Genomic DNA, 19,459 nt, shown 5'->3' with positions numbered 1-19,459 from the left:
GCGCGCGTCCGCCCGCGGCTCGCTCAAGCCCCTCGACGGGGCCCTGTGGGTGCGCACGGGGCGCACCTCTGGCTGGTCGCCGGCATCGCCGGCGCCCACCGGAAATCGCTTGATTGGGCTTTGCGCTGCTCACGCACCGGCCGTCCTGGCGGCCTACCCGCGTGAAGGCTCGGGATGACCCGGGCCGCGCTTGTGATGCCGGCGGGCCTGCCGAGGCCGAGCCGCCGGCGGCCGTCCCTGGCCCCGACGCCACTCAATCGTCGTCCCTGTCGTCCTCGTCGTCGTCGTCCCTGCCGCGGTGACCGCGGTCGTGGTCATCGTCCCTGCCCTTGCCATGACCGTCCTTGCCATGACCGCCCTTGTCCTTGTCGCGGCACTGCACGCGGGTCACGGCCTCGACGGTGTCGTTGGTCGGGTCCGCGTTCTCGGCCGCGTCGATGATCGCCGTCCAGGTGATCTCGTAGCTGCCCCGCTCCTCGCACTCCACCTCGGCCTCGAAGTCGAAGCGCGTGTCCCGGCCGCCGGGCACCACGGTTTCCGTCACACGCTCGGGCTCGATCTCCACCTCCAGCGCCTCGTCATCCCACGCGTCGCCGTCCAGGGTGGCGGTGAGGGTCACCGTCGCCTCCTGCTCCAGGGTGTCGCCGTCACCGAGGACGCGCACCCTGAACTCCGCCTCGTCGTCGTCGCGCAGCTGGAGCTGCCGCGGCACGTTGATGCGGGTCAGGAAGACGTCCGCCTCCGCCGTCTGGTCGTTCACCATGATGGTGACGGTAGCCTCGGCACTGCCGCCGAAGCCGTCCTCGACCGTGTAGGTGAAGTTGTCCTCACCGGTGAAGCCGGTGTTCGGCATGTAGGTGACAGTGCCGTCGGCATTGACCTGCGCGGTACCGTTCAGCGCCGCGCCGAGGCTCACGACCGTCAGCGCATCACCGTCCTCGTCGCTGTCGTTGGCCAGCACATCGATGGTCACCGGGGTGTCGATGTCCGTGGTGGCCGAATCGTCCGCCGCGACGGGGTTCCGGTTCACGTCGGTGACCGTCCAGCTGAAGGCCGCCGAGTCGGTGAATTCGCCGTCGTCAACCGTCACCGTCACGGCGTACACCGCTTCGGTGTCAGGATGCGTGACGGCATCGAAGGAGACCACGCCCAGGATCTCACCGGTGTTGGCATCGATGGTCAGGCTCGGCGGCAGACCCGTGGCCGAGTAGGCGAGGGCATCACCGTCCGGGTCGGACGCGACGATCTGCAGGCTCACGAGGTCCGTCTCATCACTGGCCTGATCACCCGGGTTGTCCACCACCGGCGGGTCGTTGACCGTCACCTCCTGGACGTTGATGGTCACCGTCGCAGCCACGCTGTCCTCGATGCCGTCATTGGCAACATAAGTGAAGCTGTCCTGGCCGATGAAGCCCGCGCCCGGCGTGTAGCTGAAGGACCCGTCAGCGCTCAGCGTCAGCGAGCCGTTGCTGACATCGCTGCCGAGCACCGCCGTCAACTGATCGCCGTCCGCATCCGTGTCGTTCCCGAGCACACCCGGCGCAGGGATCATCAGCGCGACATCCTGATCCGTGAAGTACACATCATCCACCGCCACCGGCGCCTCGTTGGTCACCGTGACCGTCACCGTGGCCGTCGCGGTGCCACCGAAGCCGTCCTCGACGTCGTAGTCGAAGCTGTCGCTGCCGACGAACAACGCATCCGGCGTATAGGTCACCACAGTGCCGTCGGTGGTCACGCTGCCGTTTTGCGGATTGGTGAGCCCGTTGTTGGGGATGCTCAGCGTATCGCCATCGGCATCGCTGTCGTTGTCGAGCACAGCGATGATGACCGGGTTGTCGTGCACCGTGGTGGCGCTGTCGTCGACCGCCACCGGATTGCGGTTCTGGTCATCGATGGTCCAGTCGAAGCTGACCGCCACCGGCAGGTTCACGCCGTCCGAGACCTCGACCGTCACCGGGTAGACCTGCTGAACAGCCGGATGCTGGACGGCATCGAAGGAGACGGTGCCGGTGATGGCGCCGGTGTCCGCATCGATGGTCAGATCCGCGGGCAGGCCGATGGCCGTGTAGGTCAGCGGGTCGCCCTCGGGGTCCGTCGCGTCGATCTGCAGCGCGACGCCGTCGGTCTCGGTGCTCTGCTGATCCGCGGGGGTGGTGACCACCGGGGACTCGTTCACCTCTCCCGGGCAGGTGACGTTCACGGTCACCGTGGCCGACGCGGAGCCGCCGAACCCATCGACAATGGTGTAGTCGAACGCGTCCGTGAAGGTCGCGTCGGGCGTGCAGCTCGGCGTATAGGTGACGCTGTCGTCGGCGTTGATCCCGGCCGTGCCGTCCGCCGGGTTGGTCACATTCGTGACGGTCAGCGCATCGCCGTCGGCGTCGGTGTCGTTGGCGAGCACGTCGATCACCACCGGCGTGCCGTCGGAGGCCGCACCGTCATCGTTCGCGATGGGCGCACGGTTCACGTCGTCCACCGTCCAGACGAAGAGCACGGTGACCGCATCGATGCCGTCGTCCACGGTGACTTCAACGCTGTAGTTCACCGACAGGCTCGGATGCTGAACCGCCGTGAACGGAATGGTGCCGCTGATCAGGCCGGTCGCCGGGCTGATGCCGAGCCCAGGCGGCAGACCGATGGCGCTGTAGGTCAGCGTATCGCCGTCGAGGTCATCGGCGACGATCTGCAGGCTGACGAAATCGTCCTCCAGGGCCAGCTGATCGCCCGGATTCGTGACATCGGGCGGGGTGTTGTCGCCGACCGGATCGAGGTCACCGGTGACGCCGGTCGGAACCGTATCGCCCACCGTCCAGCCGGGCTGGGTGCTGGCGTTGAGCTCCTCGACATTGGTGAAGCCGCCGGGGTCGCCGTCGGAGTCCAGAGCTTCGATGGCCCGGTAGCGGGCCTCGAGCGTGGCGCCGCTAGCGTTGCGAAATGCGTCGCCGTAGGGGTTAAAGCCGGTGCCCGACGAGTAGGCGTTGTGGCAGAGCGCGCAATTGGCGTTGATGGCCGAGTCCGAGTTTGGATAGACGAACTCGAACTCGAACAGGTAAGCGGAAAAGGGAAAGGCTGGGGACGCCGAGAGCAGCAATGGGACCCCGATCAGCTTGGTGAGAAGTCCGGCAACCGGGCTTCTGCGTGTCTGTGGATGCAGTTTCATCGCACTCCTCTCTGTATTTATTGGTGCGAAGACAAACCGATGAGGCCTGAATAGGCCCCTTAAGAGAAGTCGTCGGGCCGCCGCAGGGCGGCGACCCGACGCTCCATTGATGGCGCCTCCCTGCGCCTTCCTTCAGCGGGTCCTACGGCGTCGGATCCTGCCCCTCCGAGCCGCCGACGTTGTCGTACGCGTCGGGTGCGATGTACTCATCCAGCCACCACACCCGGCGGAACAGCACGTCGGCGTCGACGAGCTCGCCGGTATCGTCCACGTTGAACTGCCCCCACACGCCGTAGAGGAAGTCGCCATAGGCGCTCGCCGTCACGCTCGCCTCCTCCGACAGGGCAAGCGGGAAGCCCTCCAACGAGTCGAACTCGTTGCAGAAGCCGGTCCCTTCGGCAAAGGCAACAGCGGTGTCACCGTAGGTGTTGCTCGGATAGCAGTCGGCGACGGGGTCGCTGACGCCGGTATCAATCTCACTCCACACCGTGTAGTGATCACCGAACACCTCACCCCGGCCGTAGTCGAGGTTCAGCGGCTCCGCCTCGCCGACCGCCACCGTGGTGTTGTCGCCGGTCTCGAAGACCACGAAGTTGCGCGACGGGTCACGGAGGTCGGTCGGGTCGATGGGCTCGAACACCGTCCAGCCGTCGTAGTCCAGCGGCGGCTCACCCACGCTGCCCGTGGTCGGCGAGTAGCGCGGATCGAGCGTCGTGATGCGCATGGACTTGTGCTGGGTCACATTGCGCGACTGCTCCGCATCACCTGCGCCGTAGGCGGTGCAGACATGGGAGTCCGTGGTGGAGTCCGCTCCGTCACGCCAGGTCTCGCAGGTGGTGGTGCCGCTGCCGCTGTAGCTCACCTCGTTGCTGGCCACGAAGCTGTCCGGCGTCGTGGTCCAGGTGATGCCGCCGTCGAAGGAGCGCCGCGTGTAGAGCTCGTAACGGTCGCGACCGACCGCGTTGAGCTTGAAGTTCGGCGACCAGGCGTACAGCAGGAACACGAAGTCCCCGTCCAGGAAGCCGCGGTGGGCCTTGGAGATGTCGATGGGCATGTACCAGGACCGGTCGTCCAGATTCGGACCCAGCAACGCGCTGTCGGGCTCAATGTAGCACCCGCCCGGGATGTCGCTGGGGGCCAGCACGCCGTTCTCGATTACGCCCGTCCACCCGGGGCACTCGTACCAGGTCAGCAGCTTGTCCAGCAGCTGGTTGTCCTCCGGGTCCGTCAAGGACGAGCAGAGCTGACCGAACGCCTCGTCATCCACACAGGTCATGTCCGCCGCACCCGGGCACAGCCCATCGCTGCCGCCCGACGCCTCACAGGTGTAAGGCGTGCGCGCCGACAGGTTGATGGTCGGCGCCGTGCACAGTCCCTTCGGGTAGTAGGGGTTGGTGCCGTCGGCATACAGCACTTCGCCTTCGAACACACCCCCCTCGCCGTCGTACCACTCGCACTTCATGTTCGAGACGTCGTACGGGTTGCTGGTGGCTTCACTGCCGGTCCAGTTGCTCTCGCCGATGGAGCCCGTGATCGCCAGCGCCGCCGGCGCAGCAGCGAGCAGGCCCACGGCGGCATACGCACGTAGTGATGTCGTCTTCATGGGTTTACCTCCTTACTCGCACGCAGGCGGGATGGGGCCGGTGCATTGCAGGTCAGGCAGGACCGAGGTATCCACCTCCGTCCAGGGCCCGAACGCCGCCGCCGGCACGTCCCAATCGGCCACCTGGATGGCACAAGGGATTTCTTGCCAGGTATCGGCGTTGATGTTGTACGTCACAGACGTACCACTCTCGTCCACATCCCGCGGGAAGCCGTAGAGGTCCGTGGTCACCGCGTTGCGCAGTTGCAGGCGGGTCCCCGTGCGGGTCTCCGGATCCCACTGGATGCCGTCGAAGCCGCTGACCGTCACCTGCAGCCGCCAGCCGCCGGTGGAGATCACACGCAGCGTGGCGCGCTCGACCACGGGCTGGTCTGCATCCACGTTGTCATCGATCGGGCACTCTTCAGGCGGGGTGCCACCATTCGCTGGGATGGAGACACGACGCGCCATGATGTCAGCCGGGCCACCCTGGTTGATGATGCCCTCCTTGAACAGCGGCATCGCCATCAGCGCCTCATCCTTGCTGGTCTGGAGCGCAGTGCTCAGCGGCTGCGACATCAGGCTCGCCCGACGCGCGATCTCCGTATTGATGATCCCGAAGTTGAGGTCACCGAAGTCCCACATCTGCTCGGTGCTCATCGGCGGGTACAGCGTACCGGTCCGCCAGTTCACCTCAGGCGCGTTGTACTGGGCCTGTTGGTCGACCAGGTTGTTGACCAGCGCGAAGTTGAAGTCCGCAGCGGGTTGCAACGATCCGCCGGATTCCACCTGCGAGGTCGCAGGCGAGCCCTGCGCGAAGCTGATGTAGAACTGGTTCTTGCCGATGTCGGCGCGATCGCAGTTGTCCGTCTGGTCTGCATCGGGGTCCTCGCAGCCCGAAGCCGGCACGTCTTCACCGGCCCACATCTCATCGTTGAGGAAGCCGAAGCGGCCGAGGCCCTTGTCCTCTTCGTGGATGACGATGACCCAGGCATCATCAGTGACGCCGTCGCCGTCGCTGTCACGCGGGCGCAGGTTCAGGCGCGGCCGGCTCGCGGCGGTGTTGGCCACGTTCGGCAGGTCACCCGCATCCAGTGCGCCGCTGTCGTTGGCGTCCACGACGCAGATGGGCTGCAGGTTGCCCTGCGGACCCAGCGGGATCTCAACCGTACCCACGCACTGGTCCTTGATGCCGTACGCGCCGGCCACATCCTCGAGGCAGTAGGCGGGGCTGTCCGGGCCCAACGGGAAGCTGCAGCGCGCGTTGTTCGTGAGCCGCATCGGCACCGCCATGGGCACGTAGGGCTGCGGACGACCGGTGGTGAGGATGTTGTCCGCCAGCGGCACCGGCGCGCTCAGCCCGCTCGTGGTCGGGTCGACGATGTCGAAGTCCTCCCAGTCGATGAAGCTGTACCAGATGTCGGTCTGGTTGTTGGTGGTGGCGCCGGCCCAGCCGGTGCCCGCACCCTCGCCCTCACCGGGACGCAGGCCTTCGGGGTCTTCCTGCCAGGTGATGCCGCAGCCGCCGCCGGCGACACAGGACACCTCGACACGGTTCACGTCACGCCGACCGGAGGTCAGACGCTCGGCCTGGAACCACACCATCTCGGTGGCATTCTCAGTCTCGCTGCCCTCGGGGTTCGGCCGCAGGATGCCGCGCGCCGCCCACAGGCAGTTGTAGGGCACTTCACCGACGCCGTCGTACTCGCTCGGATTGGTCGGCTCCGCCTGCTCGCGGTAGTCCACGGACGCCTGCGAGCCCGCCACACCGAACAGGTCTTCCAGGTACATGTCCGTGGTACGGTCGATGCCGAGATAGCCCGCAATGCTGTCCGCATCGCTGCTGGCACCACCGGTGTAGCCCGGGAAGCCGGAGGAGCAGAACCTGCTCTGCCAGGCCACCAGCACGCGGTTGCCCGCCACGCCGTGGAAGATGTTGATCACATCACCAGGGTACTCCGCCAGCAGCGTGCACTCGCCGTCACCGCCGGTGCCGTCGTCGCAGTTCTCCGGTGCGTCTTCGACCGGCACGGCCTCGCTCTCGTCGTCGCCGACGACGGCTGCAACGGTGCACGGAACCGCGTCGTCAGCCAGCTCGACCTCGCACTCGAACTCACCATCGCGATCGCTGCGGGTGGTGCAGACCTCTGCGCCGGTGGCAGCGTTGATGATGGTCACCTCGACACGGCCACGACGGCCGGTCTCGCCCTCGACCTCGAGCTCACCGGTGCCGTCGTCTTCAGGCTCCCACTTGGCCTCTTCGATCACGAGGCCCGCGTCGTCGGCATCGTCGTCGTCGTCGTCATCATCGTCATCGTCATCACGACTGGCGAGCAGCGCCGTCACTGGGCTGGTGGCCGCAGTCCCTTCCGCCGGCGCATGGTGGCAGTCCGGGTCCGCCGGGTCCGGAACCAGGAAGTCCGTGGTCAGCGTGAAGGAGCTCTGGTCAGCCGAATTGGACAGGTTGGTCACCTGCCAGGTCTCGCCGTCGTCCAGGCTCACGGCGCCGTAGGCCTCGCGCTTGCCATGGCCTGGGAAGCCGGATTGCGAGAAGTCATCGAAGCCGATGACCGGGCCGAAGACATAGACGCTGATCAGCGGCTTGGCGCTGACCTCCGTCTTCACCAGCACATCTTCGATGTTGTAGTACTCGACGGGCTCTACCGTGCCGTTGGCGCGCTGGGTGGGCACGAGGAAGCCCATCAGCTTGACGAAGGCGTGCTCGCCTTCCGGCTCCGGATCCTCGGTGATGCCCGGGGGGCTGGAGATTTGGCGACGCAGAATCTGGCTGTCATCGGCGAATGCCGATGCAACCATCGCCGCCGATAGCGTCGCCGATACAGCGAGCGCTAGTGCTCTGGTTGACATGGACTCCTCCTAAGGGAAGTGCAGTTTGAGGCGAACGACTCCACCACGGAGCCGCCACTCACGTTGCGTAACCAGCCGGTTTTATTGGTTGTTTCCCATGGGATCAGCACTCGCCGGGAGTCTCCGTCCGCGCTGATCCGCGCGCTCCTGGGCCATCTTCAGACGCACAACTGCCGCGCAACAGCGACGGCGCTCGCCACGTCCTGCCAAGGGCCTGCGGTCGAGGAGAAGGCGTCCTGTTGTCGATGTCTTGGCCCACCGACCTTTCGCCCTCGCCGCCCCTGAATCCCGGTGGCGCGCATGGTTCCCTTGCGTGGGTCGCGGCGGAATCGGGCGATTCCCCGTGGAGTCGCGTGGGAGATTTCCGCCGGAACCCAACGAGCGGCGTTCGGGTTTTCAAGGGGTCGCATCAGGACCACTGGTTGCTTCCCTGAGACATGGCAGGCATTGAAACCATCCTGGCGCAGAGCAGCGCAGATCAAAAAAGCGATTCTGAATCAGCCTCCTATGGTTGAGCGGATCGCTCGGGCATGGTGAGTGTGGACAACCTGCCCTCTGGGGGTTGCCCGACCCCCGCTGCCTCCCCTCACCCGGCAAAAACCGCAGGCGGGGTCAGGCATTGCCGAAGCAAGAATCAAGGTCCCTGAAGTGTGAAGTCCGGAGCACGGGTTCAGAGAAGTCGTCGGGCCGCCGCAGGGCGGCGACCCGACATTCCATTGGTTGCGGCGCCTCCCTGCGCCAGGGGTCAGGTCGTCCTAGGGGTTTTGGCCCTCCGAGCCGCCGACGTTGTCGTACGCGTCAGGTGCGATGTACTCATCCAGCCACCACACCCGGCGGAACAGCACGTCGGCGTCGACGAGCTCGCCGGTATCGTCCACGTTGAACTGCCCCCACACGCCGTAGAGGAAGTCGCCATAGGCGCTCGCCGTCACGCTCGCCTCCTCCGACAGGGCAAGCGGGAAGCCCTCCAACGAGTCGAACTCGTTGCAGAAGCCGGTCCCTTCGGCAAAGGCAACAGCGGTGTCACCGTAGGTGTTGCTCGGATAGCAGTCGGCGACGGGGTCGCTGACGCCGGTATCAATCTCACTCCACACCGTGTAGTGATCACCGAACACCTCACCCCGGCCGTAGTCGAGGTTCAGCGGCTCCGCCTCGCCGACCGCCACCGTGGTGTTGTCGCCGGTCTCGAAGACCACGAAGTTGCGCGACGGGTCACGGAGGTCGGTCGGGTCGATGGGCTCGAACACCGTCCAGCCGTCGTAGTCCAGCGGCGGCTCACCCACGCTGCCCGTGGTCGGCGAGTAGCGCGGATCGAGCGTCGTGATGCGCATGGACTTGTGCTGGGTCACATTGCGCGACTGCTCCGCATCACCTGCGCCGTAGGCGGTGCAGACATGGGAGTCCGTGGTGGAGTCCGCTCCGTCACGCCAGGTCTCGCAGGTGGTGGTGCCGCTGCCGCTGTAGCTCACCTCGTTGCTGGCCACGAAGCTGTCCGGCGTCGTGGTCCAGGTGATGCCGCCGTCGAAGGAGCGCCGCGTGTAGAGCTCGTAACGGTCGCGACCGACCGCGTTGAGCTTGAAGTTCGGCGACCAGGCGTACAGCAGGAACACGAAGTCCCCGTCCAGGAAGCCGCGGTGGGCCTTGGAGATGTCGATGGGCATGTACCAGGACCGGTCGTCCAGATTCGGACCCAGCAACGCGCTGTCGGGCTCAATGTAGCACCCGCCCGGGATGTCGCTGGGGGCCAGCACGCCGTTCTCGATTACGCCCGTCCACCCGGGGCACTCGTACCAGGTCAGCAGCTTGTCCAGCAGCTGGTTGTCCTCCGGGTCCGTCAAGGACGAGCAGAGCTGACCGAACGCCTCGTCATCCACACAGGTCATGTCCGCCGCACCCGGGCACAGCCCATCGCTGCCGCCCGACGCCTCACAGGTGTAAGGCGTGCGCGCCGACAGGTTGATGGTCGGCGCCGTGCACAGTCCCTTCGGGTAGTAGGGGTTGGTGCCGTCGGCATACAGCACTTCGCCTTCGAACACACCCCCCTCGCCGTCGTACCACTCGCACTTCATGTTCGAGACGTCGTACGGGTTGCTGGTGGCTTCACTGCCGGTCCAGTTGCTCTCGCCGATGGAGCCCGTGATCGCCAGCGCCGCCGGCGCAGCAGCGAGCAGGCCCACGGCGGCATACGCACGTAGTGATGTCGTCTTCATGGGTTTACCTCCTTACTCGCACGCAGGCGGGATGGGGCCGGTGCATTGCAGGTCAGGCAGGACCGAGGTATCCACCTCCGTCCAGGGCCCGAACGCCGCCGCCGGCACGTCCCAATCGGCCACCTGGATGGCACAAGGGATTTCTTGCCAGGTATCGGCGTTGATGTTGTACGTCACAGACGTACCACTCTCGTCCACATCCCGCGGGAAGCCGTAGAGGTCCGTGGTCACCGCGTTGCGCAGTTGCAGGCGGGTCCCCGTGCGGGTCTCCGGATCCCACTGGATGCCGTCGAAGCCGCTGACCGTCACCTGCAGCCGCCAGCCGCCGGTGGAGATCACACGCAGCGTGGCGCGCTCGACCACGGGCTGGTCTGCATCCACGTTGTCATCGATCGGGCACTCTTCAGGCGGGGTGCCACCATTCGCTGGGATGGAGACACGACGCGCCATGATGTCAGCCGGGCCACCCTGGTTGATGATGCCCTCCTTGAACAGCGGCATCGCCATCAGCGCCTCATCCTTGCTGGTCTGGAGCGCAGTGCTCAGCGGCTGCGACATCAGGCTCGCCCGACGCGCGATCTCCGTATTGATGATCCCGAAGTTGAGGTCACCGAAGTCCCACATCTGCTCGGTGCTCATCGGCGGGTACAGCGTACCGGTCCGCCAGTTCACCTCAGGCGCGTTGTACTGGGCCTGTTGGTCGACCAGGTTGTTGACCAGCGCGAAGTTGAAGTCCGCAGCGGGTTGCAACGATCCGCCGGATTCCACCTGCGAGGTCGCAGGCGAGCCCTGCGCGAAGCTGATGTAGAACTGGTTCTTGCCGATGTCGGCGCGATCGCAGTTGTCCGTCTGGTCTGCATCGGGGTCCTCGCAGCCCGAAGCCGGCACGTCTTCACCGGCCCACATCTCATCGTTGAGGAAGCCGAAGCGGCCGAGGCCCTTGTCCTCTTCGTGGATGACGATGACCCAGGCATCATCAGTGACGCCGTCGCCGTCGCTGTCACGCGGGCGCAGGTTCAGGCGCGGCCGGCTCGCGGCGGTGTTGGCCACGTTCGGCAGGTCACCCGCATCCAGTGCGCCGCTGTCGTTGGCGTCCACGACGCAGATGGGCTGCAGGTTGCCCTGCGGACCCAGCGGGATCTCAACCGTACCCACGCACTGGTCCTTGATGCCGTACGCGCCGGCCACATCCTCGAGGCAGTAGGCGGGGCTGTCCGGGCCCAACGGGAAGCTGCAGCGCGCGTTGTTCGTGAGCCGCATCGGCACCGCCATGGGCACGTAGGGCTGCGGACGACCGGTGGTGAGGATGTTGTCCGCCAGCGGCACCGGCGCGCTCAGCCCGCTCGTGGTCGGGTCGACGATGTCGAAGTCCTCCCAGTCGATGAAGCTGTACCAGATGTCGGTCTGGTTGTTGGTGGTGGCGCCGGCCCAGCCGGTGCCCGCACCCTCGCCCTCACCGGGACGCAGGCCTTCGGGGTCTTCCTGCCAGGTGATGCCGCAGCCGCCGCCGGCGACACAGGACACCTCGACACGGTTCACGTCACGCCGACCGGAGGTCAGACGCTCGGCCTGGAACCACACCATCTCGGTGGCATTCTCAGTCTCGCTGCCCTCGGGGTTCGGCCGCAGGATGCCGCGCGCCGCCCACAGGCAGTTGTAGGGCACTTCACCGACGCCGTCGTACTCGCTCGGATTGGTCGGCTCCGCCTGCTCGCGGTAGTCCACGGACGCCTGCGAGCCCGCCACACCGAACAGGTCTTCCAGGTACATGTCCGTGGTACGGTCGATGCCGAGATAGCCCGCAATGCTGTCCGCATCGCTGCTGGCACCACCGGTGTAGCCCGGGAAGCCGGAGGAGCAGAACCTGCTCTGCCAGGCCACCAGCACGCGGTTGCCCGCCACGCCGTGGAAGATGTTGATCACATCACCAGGGTACTCCGCCAGCAGCGTGCACTCGCCGTCACCGCCGGTGCCGTCGTCGCAGTTCTCCGGTGCGTCTTCGACCGGCACGGCCTCGCTCTCGTCGTCGCCGACGACGGCTGCAACGGTGCACGGAACCGCGTCGTCAGCCAGCTCGACCTCGCACTCGAACTCACCATCGCGATCGCTGCGGGTGGTGCAGACCTCTGCGCCGGTGGCAGCGTTGATGATGGTCACCTCGACACGGCCACGACGGCCGGTCTCGCCCTCGACCTCGAGCTCACCGGTGCCGTCGTCTTCAGGCTCCCACTTGGCCTCTTCGATCACGAGGCCCGCGTCGTCGGCATCGTCGTCGTCGTCGTCATCATCGTCATCGTCATCACGACTGGCGAGCAGCGCCGTCACTGGGCTGGTGGCCGCAGTCCCTTCCGCCGGCGCATGGTGGCAGTCCGGGTCCGCCGGGTCCGGAACCAGGAAGTCCGTGGTCAGCGTGAAGGAGCTCTGGTCAGCCGAATTGGACAGGTTGGTCACCTGCCAGGTCTCGCCGTCGTCCAGGCTCACGGCGCCGTAGGCCTCGCGCTTGCCATGGCCTGGGAAGCCGGATTGCGAGAAGTCATCGAAGCCGATGACCGGGCCGAAGACATAGACGCTGATCAGCGGCTTGGCGCTGACCTCCGTCTTCACCAGCACATCTTCGATGTTGTAGTACTCGACGGGCTCTACCGTGCCGTTGGCGCGCTGGGTGGGCACGAGGAAGCCCATCAGCTTGACGAAGGCGTGCTCGCCTTCCGGCTCCGGATCCTCGGTGATGCCCGGGGGGCTGGAGATTTGGCGACGCAGAATCTGGCTGTCATCGGCGAATGCCGATGCAACCATCGCCGCCGATAGCGTCGCCGATACAGCGAGCGCTAGTGCTCTGGTTGACATGGACTCCTCCTAACGAGAGTGCTCATTGATGTGTGCGGCCCCACCGCGGAGCCGACACTCGCGTTGCGTAACCATCCAGTTTTGTAAGTTTTTCCCGCTGGATCAGGCCCCGCCGGGAGGCTCCCTCCGACCTGATCCATATCACTCCAGAGCCGTTCGAACGGGCGCAGCACTGCCTCTTGACGCGTCGCTGCACCGTCCTGCCAAGGGCCTACGGGGAGGGGAAGACGCCCTGTCGTCGGTGTCCTGGCTCACCGACCTTCGCCCTCGCCGCAACACAATTCCCGGTGCGGCGCATGGTTCCCTGTGCGTGGCTGTCGATGAATCCGGCTGTTCCCGCTCAGGCGATCGGGGAATTTACGCGCAAAGCCCGTAAGCGCGTGGCGGATTACCACGAGACAGGCACTGGCTTTTGGTCTTGCCCCATCAGTCGCAACAGGGCTGTAACAGGCTCGATTGCTGGGTCAGCGCCCAGCATCATCAGTTTTAGATCAGACACTTATGGTCGACACACCGTTGGAGTCAGACAGCGGTTGGTCAGTACCTGGCACTGCCAACTGCGCCGGCACCGATCGGCAATCACCGCAAGGGGGGTGGCGGAATCGTGCAAACGCCGCTCCTGATGGACACAGGGGCGGAGTTCGTAGGACACCTTAAGAAAACCTTAAGGTGTCGGCCGATTACCGCGGCCGCACGCATGCCTTAGCGTTCTGCTCAGGTTTACGGGAATCGAAACAAGTAGCAGCGGGCGTCAGGGACAGCGCCGGCGGACGAGCCGCCGCGGCGCCGCTCGCAAGGACCGGGCGCACAGCGCGCCCACCACCTTCTGCTGTCTCCGGGTGGTGGACACCGCAGCTGCACCGTCGCCGCCATGCGCGCGGTGACGGTTCAGACGAAATTGGGCGTAATCCGACGCCCTCGAAGGGCGGAACCTGGAGGAGAACGATGCCGAGCCAACGCAAAGCCGGGGCCCTTGCGGCACCGGCGCTGACCGTGCTCCCGCTGTGCCTGGCCTGCACGAGTGTGCTGGCGCAGGCGCTGCCGGGCGGCACCCTGGACCCGACTGTCATCCCGAAATACGTGATGCCGCTGGTGATCCCGCCGGTGCTCTACGACGACGAGGGCGGCAAGGAGCCCCTGGAAGTCGAAGTGGCCCAGCGCGAGATCACCCAGCGCATGCTGCCGGAACAGGACCTGACCGGCCGCAGCCTGCCGGAGACCCCACTCTGGGCCTATGGGGACCCGGAGGAGCCCTCGACCTTCAACCATCCGGCGTACACCATCGAGGTCACCAAAGACACCACGGCCAAGGTCAAGTGGATCAACGAGCTGGTGGACCCGCGCAGTAAGCGCTACCTGGAGCACATCCTCAAGGACGTGGACGGCAACCCGCTGATCGACCAGACGCTGCACTGGGCAGCGCCGAACCAGGACTGCCTGGACGGCGTGCCGCGCACCGACTGCCGCGGCGCGTCGGCAGCGCCCTACACCGGCCCCATCCCGATGGTGATCCATGTGCACGGTGCCCATGTGGGCCCCGGCAGTGACGGCTATCCGGAGGCCTGGTGGCTGCCGGATGCGCGGAACATCGACTGCATCAACGTCGGGGGCTATCCCAGGACCGGCACCACCCGAGACGACTTCGACTGCAACGGCACCTTCTTCGAGAGCGGCGAAGGGGATGACACGGAGGACGCCCTGGGCGAGGGCTACGCGCTCGACATCTACCCCAACGACCAGCCCTCCACGACGCTGTGGTACCACGACCACACCCTCGGCATCACGCGGCTCAACGTCTATGCCGCCGGCGCCGGCTTCTGGCTGATCCGCGAGGAAGACGACGGCGAGACGGGGCTCATCAGCGGCACCCTGCCGGGCCCGGCGCCGCAGCTCGGCGAGGACCCGAACTGCATCGCCGGCATGGACGATGACGACTACGACGACGACGATCGCGACCGGGGTAAGAAGGGCGACAAGGGCAAGAAGGGCGACAAGGGCAAGAAGGGAGACAAGGAGCCGCCCAAGGGCAAGTGCGTGCGGGACAGGATCCGCGAGATTCCCATCGCGCTCCAGGACAAGTCCTTCAACGAGGACGGCACGCTGTTCTACCCCGCCGACCGCGCCTTCTTCGAGGGCCTGGGCACCGGTGACCTGTACGCCGACAACACGGACGTGAACATCCCCTTCCTGCCGGATTCCGCCTCCGACATCGCGCCCGTGTGGAACCCGGAGGCCTTCTTCAACACCATGGTGGTGAACGGCTCCGTCTGGCCGCAGCTGGAGGCGGCACCGGAGCGCTATCGCCTGCGGCTGCTCAATGCCACCAACTCGCGCTTCCTGAACCTGGCGCTGTTCATCGTGCTGGATGACGGTGCCGACGGCATCCCGGGCACCGCGGACGACACCCTGGGCGATGAGCTGGCGTTCTATCAGATCGGCGCCGAGCAGAGCCTGCTGCCCAAGGTCACCAAGGTCTGGACCGGCTGCAAGACCTGGCTGGGTCAGGGCCAGGATGCCTTCGACATCAACAATCCGCCGGCGCCGCCCGCGAGCACCGACCAGGGCTGTCCGGTGACCACCTTTGGCAACTGGGACGCGGATGACCCCGCGGAGGCCCTGCTGATCGGTCCCGCCGAGCGCGCCGACGTCATTGTGGACCTCAGCGGCCTGCCCGACGGCACCGTGGTGCGCATGGTCAACACCGCGCCGGATGCGCCCTTCGGCGGCTTCCCGGACATGGCCGCCGACCCGGGCACCACGGGGCAGGTGATGCAGTTCGTCATCGACTCGGCCCTGGCCACCCCGGGCGGTGATCCGAGCACCCCGCCCGCCGACCTGCGCCTGTCGCGCCCGGACGATGCCAAGTGGCTCGAAGTGGCGCAGGAGGCGGTGCAGACCCGCGACCTGGCGCTGCTGGAGGAGGAGTCGGCCCTGCTCTGCGTCACCATCGATGCCGTGACCGGTGCCATCGAGCTGGATCCCAACTCCCTGCCGCCGGACTGCGACCCGGACCTCGGCTCCGTGCCCTTCGGGCCCAAGGCGGCGGTGCTCGGCATCGACGGCCGCGCCGGCGGCACCGTGCAGCTGTGGGACGACCCCATCGAGCAGACCGTGGCGCTGAACACCTCGGAGAAGTGGCAGCTGTGGAACTGGTCGGCGGACGCCCACCCCATCCACATGCACCTGGTGAAGTTCCGCGTCATGAGCCGCCAGACCATCGGCGGCGACTTCGAGGGGGCGGAGCTCACGGAGTCCGGCTGGAAGGACACGGTCATCGCCTATCCGGGCGAAGTCACCACGGTGGCGGCCAAGTTCGACATCACCGGCCTCTACGTCTGGCACTGCCATATCCTGGAGCACGAGGACAACGAGATGATGGTGCCATTCTGCGTCGGCGAGCCCGGCGTGGACTGCCCCATCGAGCTGTTCTGACCCCAAGGGCCATCACCGGCCCACTGACAAGGCCGCCCTCGGGCGGCCTTTTTCTTGGCGGTGACAGCGGCTCAGCGTAGCCCTCTGCAATAGCCACCGACGCGCGAAAACCCCAGGTGCATTGGTTGTAACACCCAATAACGACTCATGTTTTGAACCGTGGCAAGTCCACGGGACAGCTTAAAACTGTCTTAAGGCATTAGCTGATTACGGCAGCCCCGGGCATGCCTTAGCGTTTCAGTCGCCTTTGTGGGGGAGCCAAGAACACCAGCGGAGCGGGGGCAAGCGGCCAGGCCCGCGCCTGACCGATCAGCTTCACGTGTGCGAGGCACACAGCGTGCTGACACTGATCGCCGTGCTTCGGCCCGCGCCGCCGATGACGACCGAGCAACAGCGGTCGGCGACAGCATCGGCACCGAGAACCGCCCGCAACCCTAGCCCGATACGGATGATACCTGGAGAAAACCTATGACGAGCCAACGCATTGCCGGGCCCCTGGGCGCACCGGCGCTGACAATGCTCCCGCTGTGTCTGGCCTGCACCAGTGTGCTTGGCGAGACGCTGCCGGGGGGCAGCCTGGACCCGAATCTGATTCCGAAGTACGTGATGCCGCTGGTGATCCCGCCGGTGCTCTACGACGACAAGGGCGGCGGCAAGCCATTGGACGTCGAAGTAGCCCAACGTCAGATCCGTCAGCGCATGCTGCCGGTCCGGGACCTGAACGGCAGACGCCTGCGCCAGACGCCGCTATGGGCCTACGGCAACCCGGACGACCCCGCGACCTTCAACCATCCGAGCTACACCATCGAGGTCACCAAGGACACCACGACCAAGGTCAAGTGGATCAACGATCTCGTTCGAGAGAACGGGCGCTACCTGCCTCACATCCTCAAGGACGCAGACGGCAACCCGCTGATCGACCAGACCCTGCACTGGGCGGCGCCGAATCAGGACTGCCTGGACGGCGTGCCGCGCACCGACTGCCGCGGTGCCTCGGCGGCGCCTTACTCCGGCCCCATCCCCATGGTGGTCCACGTGCACGGCGCCCATGTGGGGCCGGGCAGCGACGGCTACCCAGAGGCCTGGTGGCTGCCGAACGCGACGAACATCGACTGTATCAATGTCGAGGGCTATCCCAGAACACGCCGCACATCGGATGACTTTGACTGCAACGGCACCTTCTTCGAGAGCGGCGAGGGCGCCGACACCGAGCTTGCCCTCGGCGAGGGCTACGCGCTCGACATCTACCCCAACGACCAGCCCTCCACCACGCTCTGGTACCACGACCACACCCTTGGCATCACGCGGCTCAACGTCTATGCCGCCGGCGCCGGCTTCTGGCTGATCCGGGAGGAAGACGACGGCGAGACCGGGCTCCTCAGCGGCACGCTGCCGGGTCCCGCACCACAGCTTGGGGAGGACCCCAACTGCATCGGCGGCGGTGACGACAACGTGGATGCCGACAGCCCGGTGGTGGAGTCCGCGACGCTGAATCAGATCTCCACCGGCGGCCTGCGACTCAGCGTGACGGTGAGCGGGTATGACGGCATCGAGTGGGTGCAGGGCGAGAGAACCGGGACACGCCTGCAGCTGCGCAATGCAATCACCACGGACCTATACGGCTATCCGCGTGGACTGGACGAAAGCGGGACATCGGTGACCTACAATGTCAACGCAGACACCTGGCCCGAGGTGCCCTGCGCCATTCAGGCCGCGGACTGGGACGTCGAGAATCCAGCCTTCGGCCCCTGGGTGGAGGTCGATACCTCAGGCGTGCCCGGCTTCCAGTGCACCGGCCCCATTCCGCCGGAGGCCCGTTGCGTGCGCGAGAAGATCCGCGAGATTCCCATCGCGCTCCAGGACAAGTCCTTCAACGAGGACGGCACGCTGTTCTACCCCGCCGACCGCGCCTTCTTCGAGGGCCTGGGCACCGGTGACCTGTACGCCGACAACACGGACGTGAACATCCCCTTCCTGCCGGATTCCGCCTCCGACATCGCGCCCGTGTGGAACCCGGAGGCCTTCTTCAACACCATGGTGGTGAACGGCTCCGTCTGGCCGCAGCTGGAGGCGGCACCGGAGCGCTATCGCCTGCGGCTGCTCAATGCCACCAACTCGCGCTTCCTGAACCTGGCGCTGTTCATCGTGCTGGATGACGGTGCCGACGGCATCCCGGGCACCGCGGACGACACCCTGGGCGATGAGCTGGCGTTCTATCAGATCGGCGCCGAGCAGAGCCTGCTGCCCAAGGTCACCAAGGTCTGGACCGGCTGCAAGACCTGGCTGGGTCAGGGCCAGGATGCCTTCGACATCAACAATCCGCCGGCGCCGCCCGCGAGCACCGACCAGGGCTGTCCGGTGACCACCTTTGGCAACTGGGACGCGGATGACCCCGCGGAGGCCCTGCTGATCGGTCCCGCCGAGCGCGCCGACGTCATTGTGGACCTCAGCGGCCTGCCCGACGGCACCGTGGTGCGCATGGTCAACACCGCGCCGGATGCGCCCTTCGGCGGCTTCCCGGACATGGCCGCCGACCCGGGCACCACGGGGCAGGTGATGCAGTTCGTCATCGACTCGGCCCTGGCCACCCCGGGCGGTGATCCGAGCACCCCGCCCGCCGACCTGCGCCTGTCGCGCCCGGACGATGCCAAGTGGCTCGAAGTGGCGCAGGAGGCGGTGCAGACCCGCGACCTGGCGCTGCTGGAGGAGGAGTCGGCCCTGCTCTGCGTCACCATCGATGCCGTGACCGGTGCCATCGAGCTGGATCCCAACTCCCTGCCGCCGGACTGCGACCCGGACCTCGGCTCCGTGCCCTTCGGGCCCAAGGCGGCGGTGCTCGGCATCGACGGCCGCGCCGGCGGCACCGTGCAGCTGTGGGACGACCCCATCGAGCAGACCGTGGCGCTGAACACCTCGGAGAAGTGGCAGCTGTGGAACTGGTCGGCGGACGCCCACCCCATCCACATGCACCTGGTGAAGTTCCGCGTCATGAGCCGCCAGACCATCGGCGGCGACTTCGAGGGGGCGGAGCTCACGGAGTCCGGCTGGAAGGACACGGTCATCGCCTATCCGGGCGAAGTCACCACGGTGGCGGCCAAGTTCGACATCACCGGCCTCTACGTCTGGCACTGCCATATCCTGGAGCACGAGGACAACGAGATGATGGTGCCATTCTGCGTCGGCGAGCCCGGCGTGGACTGCCCCATCGAGCTGTTCTGACCCCAAGGGCCATCACCGGCCCACTGACAAGGCCGCCCTCGGGCGGCCTTTTCGGTGCTGAGGGCGAGTCGCGCGTTGCAGCCCGCACCCGTGCCGCCGCAAGGCACCAACACGCCGGACGGCCGGGGTCCGCCCCGG

At 66.5% G+C, this 19,459-nt stretch carries 7 protein-coding genes; 2 read left to right on the top strand and 5 right to left on the bottom strand.

Features of this window, described 5'->3' with window-relative positions:
• Positions 1-253 precede the first annotated feature (253 nt).
• The 5 genes from QZ607_RS00485 to QZ607_RS00465 form a co-directional block, all read right to left on the bottom strand.
• Complete coding sequence (locus QZ607_RS00485; protein ID WP_295878406.1) at positions 254-3,163, bottom strand: Ig-like domain-containing protein; 2,910 nt, start codon at positions 3,161-3,163, stop codon at positions 254-256.
• 142 nt (positions 3,164-3,305) lie between these two features.
• Positions 3,306-4,766, bottom strand: a complete 1,461-nt coding sequence (locus tag QZ607_RS00480) for a choice-of-anchor O protein (protein ID WP_295878404.1) — start codon at positions 4,764-4,766, stop codon at positions 3,306-3,308.
• A gap of 12 nt (positions 4,767-4,778) precedes the next feature.
• Entirely contained in the window at positions 4,779-7,613 is a 2,835-nt protein-coding gene (locus tag QZ607_RS00475) for a choice-of-anchor O protein (RefSeq protein ID WP_295878399.1), read from the bottom strand.
• Between the two features lie 755 nt (positions 7,614-8,368).
• On the bottom strand, positions 8,369-9,823 hold the full coding sequence (locus QZ607_RS00470; protein ID WP_295878402.1) for a choice-of-anchor O protein: 1,455 nt from the start codon (positions 9,821-9,823) through the stop codon (positions 8,369-8,371).
• Between the two features lie 12 nt (positions 9,824-9,835).
• Positions 9,836-12,670, bottom strand: coding sequence for a choice-of-anchor O protein (locus tag QZ607_RS00465; RefSeq protein ID WP_295878399.1), 2,835 nt, complete (start codon positions 12,668-12,670; stop codon positions 9,836-9,838).
• 945 nt (positions 12,671-13,615) lie between these two features.
• On the opposite strand from QZ607_RS00465, the gene QZ607_RS00460 reads away from it, so the two are divergent.
• On the top strand, positions 13,616-16,102 hold the full coding sequence (locus QZ607_RS00460; protein WP_295878397.1) for a multicopper oxidase family protein: 2,487 nt from the start codon (positions 13,616-13,618) through the stop codon (positions 16,100-16,102).
• A 468-nt stretch (positions 16,103-16,570) separates the two neighbouring features.
• Complete coding sequence (locus QZ607_RS00455) at positions 16,571-19,321, top strand: multicopper oxidase family protein (protein WP_295878394.1); 2,751 nt, start codon at positions 16,571-16,573, stop codon at positions 19,319-19,321.
• Positions 19,322-19,459 lie beyond the last annotated feature (138 nt).

The sequence above is a fragment of the uncultured Thiohalocapsa sp. genome (assembly GCF_913063425.1).
In the GTDB taxonomy this organism is placed as follows: domain Bacteria; phylum Pseudomonadota; class Gammaproteobacteria; order Chromatiales; family Chromatiaceae; genus Thiohalocapsa.
This window is presented reverse-complemented; position numbering and strand designations above follow the sequence as displayed.

Excerpts from the sequence above, each read along its gene's own strand:
- QZ607_RS00485 (WP_295878406.1), bottom strand. The coding sequence starts at position 3,163 with ATGAAACTGCATCCACAGACACGCAGAAGCCCGGTTGCCGGACTTCTC.
- QZ607_RS00480 (WP_295878404.1), bottom strand. The coding sequence starts at position 4,766 with ATGAAGACGACATCACTACGTGCGTATGCCGCCGTGGGCCTGCTCGCT.
- QZ607_RS00475 (WP_295878399.1), bottom strand. The coding sequence starts at position 7,613 with ATGTCAACCAGAGCACTAGCGCTCGCTGTATCGGCGACGCTATCGGCG.
- QZ607_RS00470 (WP_295878402.1), bottom strand. The coding sequence starts at position 9,823 with ATGAAGACGACATCACTACGTGCGTATGCCGCCGTGGGCCTGCTCGCT.
- QZ607_RS00465 (WP_295878399.1), bottom strand. The coding sequence starts at position 12,670 with ATGTCAACCAGAGCACTAGCGCTCGCTGTATCGGCGACGCTATCGGCG.
- QZ607_RS00460 (WP_295878397.1), top strand. The coding sequence starts at position 13,616 with ATGCCGAGCCAACGCAAAGCCGGGGCCCTTGCGGCACCGGCGCTGACC.
- QZ607_RS00455 (WP_295878394.1), top strand. The coding sequence starts at position 16,571 with ATGACGAGCCAACGCATTGCCGGGCCCCTGGGCGCACCGGCGCTGACA.